This is a genomic window from Blautia sp. MSK20_18, assembly GCF_020553125.1.
In the GTDB taxonomy this organism is placed as follows: Bacteria; Bacillota; Clostridia; order Lachnospirales; family Lachnospiraceae; genus Blautia_A; species Blautia_A fusiformis.
On sequence record NZ_JAJCGR010000001.1, the window covers coordinates 278,836 to 288,697 of the forward strand.

13 protein-coding genes and 1 pseudogene are annotated in these 9,862 nt (G+C 37.6%); 1 reads left to right on the forward strand and 13 read right to left on the reverse strand.

Going from position 1 to position 9,862, the window contains the following annotated elements; genetic code table 11:
- Positions 1-23 precede the first annotated feature (23 nt).
- From LI091_RS01340 to LI091_RS01350, 3 genes are all read right to left on the reverse strand, one after another.
- Entirely contained in the window at positions 24-986 is a 963-nt protein-coding gene (locus LI091_RS01340) for a S1 RNA-binding domain-containing protein (protein ID WP_110925766.1), read from the reverse strand.
- Between the two features lie 553 nt (positions 987-1,539).
- Positions 1,540-2,463, reverse strand: coding sequence for a thioredoxin-disulfide reductase (gene trxB / locus LI091_RS01345; protein WP_059085771.1), 924 nt, complete (start codon positions 2,461-2,463; stop codon positions 1,540-1,542).
- A gap of 15 nt (positions 2,464-2,478) precedes the next feature.
- Positions 2,479-2,802, reverse strand: a complete 324-nt coding sequence (locus LI091_RS01350; RefSeq protein ID WP_005330449.1) for a thioredoxin family protein — start codon at positions 2,800-2,802, stop codon at positions 2,479-2,481.
- A gap of 166 nt (positions 2,803-2,968) precedes the next feature.
- Between LI091_RS01350 and LI091_RS01355 the strand changes: the two genes are divergently transcribed.
- On the forward strand, positions 2,969-3,652 hold the full coding sequence (locus LI091_RS01355; protein WP_173734330.1) for a Crp/Fnr family transcriptional regulator: 684 nt from the start codon (positions 2,969-2,971) through the stop codon (positions 3,650-3,652).
- A 120-nt stretch (positions 3,653-3,772) separates the two neighbouring features.
- On the opposite strand, the gene LI091_RS01360 is transcribed toward LI091_RS01355, so the two are convergent.
- From LI091_RS01360 to LI091_RS01405, 10 genes and pseudogenes are all read right to left on the reverse strand, one after another.
- Entirely contained in the window at positions 3,773-5,464 is a 1,692-nt protein-coding gene (locus LI091_RS01360; RefSeq protein ID WP_059085769.1) for an FAD-dependent oxidoreductase, read from the reverse strand.
- Between the two features lies 1 nt (position 5,465).
- A complete protein-coding gene (locus tag LI091_RS01365; protein ID WP_015524982.1) occupies positions 5,466-5,786 on the reverse strand; it encodes a rhodanese-like domain-containing protein in 321 nt (106 codons plus the stop codon).
- Between the two features lie 14 nt (positions 5,787-5,800).
- Positions 5,801-6,106, reverse strand: coding sequence for a thioredoxin (gene trxA / locus LI091_RS01370; RefSeq protein ID WP_005421612.1), 306 nt, complete (start codon positions 6,104-6,106; stop codon positions 5,801-5,803).
- 92 nt (positions 6,107-6,198) lie between these two features.
- A complete protein-coding gene (locus LI091_RS01375; RefSeq protein WP_005421611.1) occupies positions 6,199-6,945 on the reverse strand; it encodes an SDR family NAD(P)-dependent oxidoreductase in 747 nt (248 codons plus the stop codon).
- A 154-nt stretch (positions 6,946-7,099) separates the two neighbouring features.
- Positions 7,100-7,258 carry a rubredoxin gene (locus LI091_RS01380; RefSeq protein ID WP_005339874.1) on the reverse strand — a complete coding sequence of 53 codons (159 nt, stop codon included), beginning with the start codon at positions 7,256-7,258 and terminating at the stop codon, positions 7,100-7,102.
- A gap of 94 nt (positions 7,259-7,352) precedes the next feature.
- Entirely contained in the window at positions 7,353-7,727 is a 375-nt protein-coding gene (locus LI091_RS01385; protein WP_015524981.1) for a desulfoferrodoxin family protein, read from the reverse strand.
- Between the two features lie 183 nt (positions 7,728-7,910).
- Positions 7,911-8,111 (reverse strand): annotated as a pseudogene (locus LI091_RS01390) (rubrerythrin family protein); the annotation flags it as partial.
- 89 nt (positions 8,112-8,200) lie between these two features.
- On the reverse strand, positions 8,201-8,947 hold the full coding sequence (gene yaaA / locus LI091_RS01395; protein ID WP_005421606.1) for a peroxide stress protein YaaA: 747 nt from the start codon (positions 8,945-8,947) through the stop codon (positions 8,201-8,203).
- On the reverse strand, positions 8,947-9,402 hold the full coding sequence (bcp, locus tag LI091_RS01400; protein WP_005421605.1) for a thioredoxin-dependent thiol peroxidase: 456 nt from the start codon (positions 9,400-9,402) through the stop codon (positions 8,947-8,949). Before bcp ends, yaaA begins: the two co-directional genes overlap by 1 nt.
- A gap of 3 nt (positions 9,403-9,405) precedes the next feature.
- The gene (locus LI091_RS01405) at positions 9,406-9,618 is read right to left on the reverse strand and encodes a DUF6219 family protein (protein ID WP_005421604.1); all 213 of its coding nucleotides are present in this window, start codon (positions 9,616-9,618) and stop codon (positions 9,406-9,408) included.
- Positions 9,619-9,862: the final 244 nt, after the last annotated feature.

Consider the following 9,862-nt stretch of genomic DNA (forward strand, 5'->3'; position numbering starts at 1 on the left):
CTTTGAAAATCATAAAAACATTTTCAGGAAGCTCTTTTGATAAGCCTTGTGATAATGCCTTCTGCCACTTCATAGTTGTCGTTGATGCGGGTCACCACAAATCCGATCTTATCTTTCTTTCCCGGAAGTGCGGACATATTGCAGGAATGTGCCACGGCATTGACTCCGATATCAAGGCGGATAAAATAGGTTCCCTTATAGACTTCCGTAATGATCCCTGTATATTTTCCCTGTTTATGGCATTTCCGGAGGTTATCTTTATTGATATTGGCTGTCGGACTCTTTGCATCCACTTCTATAATGATCTGGTCAACAGAGCTTGCTTCCACCTTATTGACCATGACCAGCACCAGATCACCTACCTGGAATTTTTCTCCGGCATCTACCATCCACTCCCAGGCCATGTCTCTGGCCCGGACAGATACTTCTACACCAAAGACTTCCAGGCGGACTGCTTTGGGAGCTACCGCGATCACCCTTGCTTCTACGATCCTGCCTTCATAGAGCATTGGTTTTTCTGTATCTTCCCCAAGGTAAAAAGTCTGTCTCTTTTTAAGCATTGCATCTTTTCTGGATGCTACAACGCTCCGGCTCTTGTTATCCAGATCTTTGATGATGAAATCAATATCACAGCCGAGCATGTTGTTAGCAATACGGACCTGACGGTTTAAGGTATCCGCGTTTTCACGCCCGTCTCCCTGAAGGTTGATCATCATTTCATTCATTGGGATAATAATCCGGAAGCCATTAAAGTATGTAACAGCAACCATCCATCCACTCTCCAGTTTTTCAATGCCCCCGAGCTGGCCCGTCAGAATCTTTCTGGTACGATGTGCATTCAAAAGCTGATGCCATCTGGCTTCTTCCTGTTCCTCCATGCTTTCAACCTGCGCGTCTACATCGATTGTCAAAACACCATCGTAGACTGCACGCGGAACATCTTTTTCCCCGTTTCCCGCCAAAACTGTTTTTTTGGTATCCTCCATATATTTCCTCCTGTTCTTATTTATTTTTTGTCTTCTCTGCTCCATCCAGAAAACTCCTCCGGTACTCAGGAAAGACAAAAGAAGACACAAAAAAAGCAGCCCGTTTAAAGCTGCTTTCTTCATGCCTTCTTTTTACAGATACCATTCTATAATACATGGAATTCTATGTCAATATTACCTCGATTGCAATAGTGTCGCATATTAGTTCCTTTTATGAAGCCTGTACGACAGAAGGATTTGGTAACACTAAGAACTGCCAGATTCCTGTGTCCTTATAGAAAATTCCATCTCATATGTAATTGTTTTATTATATAGTGTTTATTTCTTCCTCTTAATCGTCCCAAATAAGACAACCGAGCTTCTTGTACATTTTTAAACTATAGATATTACGGAACAGTTGCAGTAGATATATATTTTTTCAAATAGCTGAAGGATAATACCTGATTATCTGTTATTTATATACATAATACATATTGAATTTTAGTAAAACTAGAGGATACATAAAAATGCCATTAACCAAAGAACAATTTCTTAAACAATTAAATTCTGATTGTTATTTCTCCACATACTCTTCTGCCATATGTACTGCCATAGCACCATCTGCCACTGCTGTTACTATCTGACGAAGTAACTTTGTTCTGACATCTCCTACAGCATAAACACCCGGAATACTCGTTTCAGTGTTTTCACCTGCCACAATATATCCTTTATTATCCAGTTCTATCTGATTATCTAAAAAATCTGTTGTCGGTTTTCTTCCTATACTCACAAACAGGCCGTCACATTCTATAATGTTTTCTTCTCCTGTAACTGTATCTTTCAACCGCACACCAGTCAATCGTTCTCCATAAATCAGTTCATTTACTGTATTGTTCCATCGAAACTCTATATTTTCAGTTTTCATCAGCTGGTCATGGTAGATTTTCGTTGCACGTAATGTATCTCTTCGATGAACAATGATGACTTTCTTAGCAATTCGACTTAAAAGAACAGCATCTGATACAGCAGAATTTCCACCACCAACAACCACCACGATCTTATCTTTATAAAACATACCATCACAGGAGGCACAATAAGCAACCCCATGACCTATCAATTCTTTTTCTTTAGCAAGACCAAGTTCTCTTGGATTTGCTCCAGTAGCAATCACTACTGTTTTCCCAATATAAATTCCCGAACTAGTTTCTACTCTCTTAAGCTTTCCTGTTAAATCCATATTATAAACTTCAGCATATTCACTTTTAGCGCCAAATTTTTCCGCCTGTTTTTGCATTTTCTCTGCCAATGAAAATCCGTCAATTCCATTTTCAAAACCAGGATAGTTATCAATCTGCCAGGTCAATGACATCTGACCACCTGCAGATAATTTTTCTATAACAATTGTATCAAGTCCTGCTCTGGCTGCGTATAATGCTGAAGTATACCCTCCAGGTCCTCCACCCACGATAATCATATCGTAAACATGATTTTCATTCATACAGCAGTCCTCCTTTTATTTTTCCAATGCTTCATTAATAAAATTCTCTATCATTATTTTTGATTCAGGTGCAACAATAGAATCTATTGCCTTTCCATCCCGATATAAAACCAGCGTAGGAATTATCTCAATCTTTTCAGCTTCTGCAATCTGTGGTTCTTCATCAATATTTACTTTTCCAGCAATAAGAATATCGCTGTATTCTTCACTTATTTTTTCATAAGCCGCTCCAATTCTACGGCAATAACCACACCACGGTGCCCAGAAATCAACCAAAACCGGTTTTTCCTTATGAATTAATTGTCCAAACTTTTCTTTATTTATATTTATAGATGTCATATTTTTCAACTCCTTCTCCTATTTGAACTTAATATATCGCATAAAAGATCTTGCTTCTGTGATGATATCACAGAAAAGATAATTTACTTTATTACACTTCTTTTTATTTCTATTTATGGCATATGCCAGTTACATAATTGACGCATCTAAAAAAAGCAAGTATACTATGTTCGTAAAGGAGATAACGGTTATGAACTTCGAAAATTGTTTTCCACTATGGAATGACTTAAATACAACACAGAAAAAAATAATTTCAGACAATTTAATCACACAGTATGTAAAAAAAGGGACAATCATTCACAATGGAAACCTGGACTGTACTGGATTATTACTGGTTAAATCCGGGCAGCTTCGAACTTACATACTTTCAGATGAAGGACGGGAGATTACACTTTACCGTCTGTTCGATATGGATATGTGTCTTTTATCCGCCTCATGTATCATACGCTCCATTCAATTTGAAGTAACCATTGAAGCAGAAAAAGATACTGATCTTTGGATCATCCCTGCTGAAATCTATAAGGACATTATGAAGGAATCTGCTCCCGTCGCAAACTATACCAATGAGTTAATGGCCACCCGTTTTTCTGATGTCATGTGGCTGATTGAACAAATCATGTGGAAGAGTTTGGATAAGCGTGTTGCTTCATTTCTTTTAGAAGAGACCTCTATCGAAGGAACAAACGAGCTGAAAATCACTCATGAGACGATTGCTAATCATCTTGGTTCCCACAGGGAAGTTATCACTCGAATGCTTCGATACTTTCAAGGCGAGGGTCTCGTCAAACTCTCCCGCGGCAAAATCACAATCCTTGATCCAAAAAGACTGGAAATACTCCAAAGGTCATAAAATTGTTTTTCTGTAACATATAAAGAAGAATCCTCCATTTATCAGAATTATGGAAGTCATTCTAATAAATGGGGGATCTTTTTATATTACAATCAAACTATAAAAATATTTTATTTATTTCTAATAATCCATACCACATGCATATGATCTTTCAATCAGTGCATGGTCATTAGCCACTGCATCATAAAAGCGGAATCCACCTGAAAAGTTGTATGTTTCATATCCATTTCCTTCCAAAATACGGCTTGCAATATAACTGCGTAGCCCACTCTGGCATATCAGGTAAACAGGCTTTCCCTTCTCAACTTCATTGATACGTTCCCTCAGTTCATCTACAGGAATGTTTTTGAATCCATCCATATGCCCCCTGTTAAATTCACCTACAGTTCTCACATCCAGCAACACAACACTTTTATCTCTAGAAATCTTATCCATATCTTCCAGATGCCATTGTTTTAAGGTACCTTTTGCTATATTGTCTATCATGAATCCTGCCATATTTACAGGATCCTTGGCAGAGGAATAAGGCGGTGCATATGCGAGATCCAAATCCTTCAGCTGGGTTGCCTTCAGCCCTGCATGAATTGCTGTTGCCAGCACATCAATACGTTTATCAACTCCTTCATATCCAATAATCTGAGCACCAAGCAAACGATAGGTCTCTTTTTCAAAAACCACCTTCATGGTCATCACTTTTCCACCAGGATAGTAACCGGCATGACTCATAGGAGAAAGAATTACTGTATCTACCTCTAATCCTGACTTTTTGGCATTGGTTTCATTGATACCTGTAGTGGCTGCTGTCATATCAAACACTTTTATAACGGAGCTTCCCTGACTGCCCAGGTAACGACTATCACCGCCACAAATATTATCAGCGATGATTCTGCCCTGTTTATTGGCTGGTCCTGCCAAAGAAATCAGCGCATCATTACCCGTAACATAATGTTTTACCTGAACTGCATCACCTGCAGCATAAATATCCGGTACAGAGGTTTCCATTCTGTCATTCACTACAATACTTTCCTTGATGCCAAGTTCCAGACCGGCTTCTTTTGCTAATACTGTGTCTGGTGTGACTCCGATTGCCAGAACTACCATATCAGCCTGAAGGGATGGATTATCTTTCAACAGGACCTCCACTCCGGTGTCTTTTTCTTTAAATCCTTCTACTGTATAGCCCAGTACCAGTTTTATCCCATGTTTTCTCATTTCATTATGGATCATGGATGCCATATCCGGGTCAAAAGGGTTCATCAGCTGCTTAGGCCGCTGGACAATCGTAACATCCATGCCAAGCTCCCTCAAATTTTCTGCCAGTTCCAGACCAATAAAACCACCACCTGCCAATACAGCCGATTTTGGATGATTCTTATTTATATATTCCTTTATCCGAAAAGTGTCTTCTACAGTACGAAGTGTAAAAAGTTTATCAATACCTACTCCGGGAAGTCTCGGCTGTGTTGGCTTTGCACCTGGAGAGAGGATCAGCTTATCATATTTTTCTTCAAATATCTCACCATTCTCTAAATTTTTCACTGAAACCGTTTTACGTTCCGGATGTATGGAGATAACTTCATGATGAATTTTCATGTTAATACGGAAGCGTTTAAAAAAACTCTCTGGTGTCTGTAGTGTAAGTTCTTCCGGGTCTGTGATCACGTCTCCAATATAATATGGAAGTCCACAATTTGCATAGGATATGTATCCGGATCTTTCAAACACAGTAATTTCAGCATGTTCATTCAGTCTGCGTATTCTTGCTGCGGCTGTAGCTCCTCCGGCTACACCTCCTACAATTATTACCTTCATCTTATTTTTCCACCTTTCCTGAGTAAGCTACAATGCCACCGATATTATTTACTTTAGAATATCCCATTCGTTGCAGTATCCCAGTTGCCTGGCGGCTTCGTGAACCGGAATAACAGTATACAAACAGTGGGATATCCTTATTCTTCGCTACAGAAGCAATATTGTCAAGTTGCTGCAACGGCACATTTTTACTTTCTGGTATATGTCCTTCCTGATATTCCTGCGGTGTACGTACATCCAGCAGAACTGCATCATCAGTCCTTTTATATTCTTCTATGCCTTGATTAATATTCGACTGTTTAAAGAGATCAAAAAATCCCATTAGCACACCCCCCCCTAAAGCATTTCTAAAATCGCATTCTTAGGTCTCGCCCCTGAAACCTGCTGTACAATCTTCCCATTCTTCATAACCACTAAAGTTGGAATGCTCATAATACTGAACTTATTTGCCAGTTCAGGCTCTTCATCTACATTAATCTTTCCAACTTTAATATCTCTACGCTCACTTGCAATCTCCTCTACAATAGGTACTACCATACGGCAAGGCGCACACCAAGATGCCCAAAAATCTAAAAGAACGGGTTTATCGGAATTCAGTACTTCGTTCTGAAAATTATTTTTATTGATATTAATAGCAGACATTTTACAGTCCTCCTTATCTTTCTCTTTTTGTAGATTTATTATAGTCTTAATTTCATTTATTTTCCGTGATTACATCACCATACCTCATTAACTTAACTTCTTGCCATACCATCTACACTTAATATAACACCTGTAATGTAACTCGCCTCATCTGAAGCAAGAAACACAAACGCGTTGGCAATATCTTCTGGCTGTCCAAGACGACGCAATGGAATTCTTTCAATCATAGGTTCGATAACTTCCTTTGGCACGGCCTTCATCATATCAGTTTCTGTAATTCCAGGTGCAACAGCATTAACACGAATACCTTTAGGTCCTAGTTCTCTTGCTAATGATACAGTCAATCCGTTTACTGCAAACTTCGATGCCGGATAAGCAAACCCACTTGGCTGTCCCGAAATACTCACCATGGAAGAAGTTGAGAGAATGACCCCCTTGCCTCTTGCCACCATACATTCTGCTGCTACACGAGTAGTATTAAATACTCCTTTTACATTTAGATCCATGACTTTATCAAAAGTCTCCTCTGTATAATCCATAAATGAGGTGTTTTCTGAAATCCCTGCATTATTTACCAGTATGTCGACACATCCATATTTTTCAGTTGCCTCTTTAAAAGCCTTTCTGACAGACTCCATGCTTGCCAGATTTGGACTAATTCCAGCAACTATTGCATTGGGATATTTTTCTTTTAATTTATCTACAGCAACATCTGCCGATTCCTGTGAACTTGCTGCCAACACAACTGAAGCACCTTCCTTCAAGAATTTATCAGCTGTAGCAAATCCTATACCACGGCTTCCACCCGTAATGATTGCAACTTTATCTTTTAATCTCATTTAGACTACCTCCTTACTTAGTTTCTAACTACATTATAAGCAAAAGGTAGATTATTTTCTGTGATATCATCACAAAATATCGCAATAAAAAACCCTGTTGCTCACGCACCAGGGTTTTGGTTTATCCATCTGTATTTAACACAAGATTAGGCTTCTATTCAACTTCTGAAAACTGATCTTTTCCAACATTACATAATGGGCATTCAAAATCTTCTGGAACATCCTCCCACTTTGTTCCTGGTGCAATACCACCTTCAGGATAACCTTCCTCTTCATCATATTCCCATCCGCAAACGTCACATACATATTTCATTAGTTTATTCCTCCTTATAAATATATTAATACACAGCATATATTACTGTTGTATCTGAATTATTTTGTAATCTTAGCACGAAAGTCAAGTGTTTTTAGCATTTCCAGAGTCCATGAAGATTGCAGTATGCGTATACTTCTTCTACATATTCTCCATCACAGAGGCAGAAATCCGCAATAGGTTCCTGTCCTGGAATTAGCTGTTTTCTATAAATACCCTGATTTGTATTTAGTGTAATCCATTCAATGAAATGATTATCAAGCATTGGATGTTTTATTTCACCGACCACAACATGTACATGCTGTTTGTCCACTGTATATACAGGTACATGCTTCTCAACAGCAGCATCTGTCACTCCAGCTTTTAACTCATGCATAGCCTCTCCGCAACACATTACTGGTACGCCTTGATCCTTTAACATTTCAATAATGTTTCCACAATGATTGCATACATAATATTTTACTTCCATCTTTTTTATCTTCCTATGTTTAAAATTTAAAATCCAATTGTTTCTATAACTTTCTTCAAAGCATCCGTCGATTCTTAAACTTTAATGCTTCTTTACCAACCGATGCAGAACCAACAAAGCCACAGCCTATCATTACTGCTTTTTTTAATAATCACTTTCTTCTTTGTAATAATCTCCTTCTCTTTAATAGTTCTCTTCACGTATTTCGAAATAACTCTGTGGATGGTTACATACTGGACATATCTCAGGTGCCTTTGTTCCTACCACAACATGTCCACAGTTACGGCATTCCCATACCTTAACTTCACTCTTTTCAAACACCTGTGCAGTTTCAATATTCTTAAGAAGTGCACGATATCTCTCTTCGTGGTGCATCTCAATCTGTTTATTGTCAATAAATAATAGTAATAATTACTATTATTATAATAATCAATATTACTGATTACCTTTTATTTAAAATAATCATTCAATCATCATTTTTTCCGTTCAAAAACATATTCTGCATCTGATGATAAATCAGAGCGGAATGAATAGCCTAGTCTATCAAATTTCTTAATATCCTCAGGATTTTCAATTCTGTTTTCAGCCATGAACCTAACCATTTCACCACGGGCCATCTTAGCATATGTACCTTTTGTCACCAGTTTATCTCCTGATAACTCACAAAATGTAATCGTAATGTATCTATCCTGTCGTGTCAGATATTTTTCTATGCACTTAGAGTATTCTTTCGATGCCAGATTGATTATAATCCTGCTGTTATCAATCACTGAGCGGTATAATAAATCTCCCCAGTACTCATACAGATTTTTTGTTTCTCCTATTCCAACCTTCGCCTGCATTTCCAAACGATAAGGTGTCACACCATCCCTTGGTTTTAGCACACCATAAAATGCAGATATTATTCTCAAATGATTTTGTACATACTCGAATTGACTGTCCTCAAACACGGATGGAGCCATATATTGAAAAGCAATTCCTTCATATGATAAGACAGCTGGGGTAAGTAAATGATAAAGATCCATGTTTTCCAATCTATTGAAGTTCTGTTCTGTAATTTTGTCATTACATTTCCAGATAGTCTTCAGTTCTTCTTTTGACTTACTTTTCAACCAACTTTGTATCTCTGTCGTCTTTTCAATAAATTCAGGCAATCCATCCGGCGCTATGCTGTCAGTATCTGTAATCATCTTTTTAGCAGGGGATAATATTATCTTCATTAATCTAATTCCTTGAGCATATTTTCAGGATCATCTGCAGCCTTGACTTTATCATTTGCCTTTATAATAATCCCCTGTTCATCAATAAGATATGTGGTTCTTACTACTCCCATAGAGACTTTGCCATAATTTTTCTTTTCTTTCCATACATCATATGCTTCAATAACTTTCCGCTCTGGATCTGCTAAAAGTGTAAATGTCAATCCATATTTTTCCTCAAATCTCTTATGAGAGGATACAGAATCCTTACTGACTCCAAGAATAACTGCTCCTTTTTCGGTAAACTGAGGGTATCGCTCAGAAAACCCACATGCCTGTTTCGTGCATCCCGCTGTATTATCCTTGGGATAGAAATATAAAATCACTTTTTTTCCTGTATAATCCGATAATCTATGTATTTTCCCATTTTGATCTGGCAACTCAAAATCCGGTGCCTTAACCCCTACTTCCAACATTATTTATCCCTCCCTTTCTGTATCTTTCTCTTTATTCGCCTTTTTCTTCCTATTCCCGGTAATCATTTTATGACCTGTATATATCGCCATTACCATACATAACATAGAACTTAAAGCAAAGTATTTGTGACTTGATTTTTGCTTTTTATATCCAGTGTAAAAAGTCCCAAGCATTGTGATCAATGCTCCTACTGACCAATATTTATGTGCTTTCATGTAATTCCTCCATTTTTTCAGTGTATTCAATTCTAATTATACGCTACCATATTCCTATGTCAATTTGATAATAGAGCATTCCTATAAATTTTTTCAAAATATCATTGTCAAAACTATGTATTGTTATCCTTTAATTTTTCTTTGAAATAATTGACAAAAAGCTTGCTTTCAGGAGATTACTATTTAATCTCTTTTCCATCTATATATAGTTGAAATTTATCAGGATTATTGACAACATCATAGT

Excerpts from the sequence above, each read along its gene's own strand:
- LI091_RS01340 (WP_110925766.1), bottom strand. The coding sequence starts at position 986 with ATGGAGGATACCAAAAAAACAGTTTTGGCGGGAAACGGGGAAAAAGAT.
- trxB (WP_059085771.1), bottom strand. The coding sequence starts at position 2,463 with ATGAATGAAAATCATGTTTACGATATGATTATCGTGGGTGGAGGACCT.
- LI091_RS01350 (WP_005330449.1), bottom strand. The coding sequence starts at position 2,802 with ATGACATCTATAAATATAAATAAAGAAAAGTTTGGACAATTAATTCAT.
- LI091_RS01355 (WP_173734330.1), top strand. The coding sequence starts at position 2,969 with ATGTTCGTAAAGGAGATAACGGTTATGAACTTCGAAAATTGTTTTCCA.
- LI091_RS01360 (WP_059085769.1), bottom strand. The coding sequence starts at position 5,464 with ATGAAGGTAATAATTGTAGGAGGTGTAGCCGGAGGAGCTACAGCCGCA.
- LI091_RS01365 (WP_015524982.1), bottom strand. The coding sequence starts at position 5,786 with ATGGGATTTTTTGATCTCTTTAAACAGTCGAATATTAATCAAGGCATA.
- trxA (WP_005421612.1), bottom strand. The coding sequence starts at position 6,106 with ATGTCTGCTATTAATATCAATAAAAATAATTTTCAGAACGAAGTACTG.
- LI091_RS01375 (WP_005421611.1), bottom strand. The coding sequence starts at position 6,945 with ATGAGATTAAAAGATAAAGTTGCAATCATTACGGGTGGAAGCCGTGGT.
- LI091_RS01380 (WP_005339874.1), bottom strand. The coding sequence starts at position 7,258 with ATGAAATATGTATGTGACGTTTGCGGATGGGAATATGATGAAGAGGAA.
- LI091_RS01385 (WP_015524981.1), bottom strand. The coding sequence starts at position 7,727 with ATGGAAGTAAAATATTATGTATGCAATCATTGTGGAAACATTATTGAA.
- yaaA (WP_005421606.1), bottom strand. The coding sequence starts at position 8,947 with ATGAAGATAATATTATCCCCTGCTAAAAAGATGATTACAGATACTGAC.
- bcp (WP_005421605.1), bottom strand. The coding sequence starts at position 9,402 with ATGTTGGAAGTAGGGGTTAAGGCACCGGATTTTGAGTTGCCAGATCAA.
- LI091_RS01405 (WP_005421604.1), bottom strand. The coding sequence starts at position 9,618 with ATGAAAGCACATAAATATTGGTCAGTAGGAGCATTGATCACAATGCTT.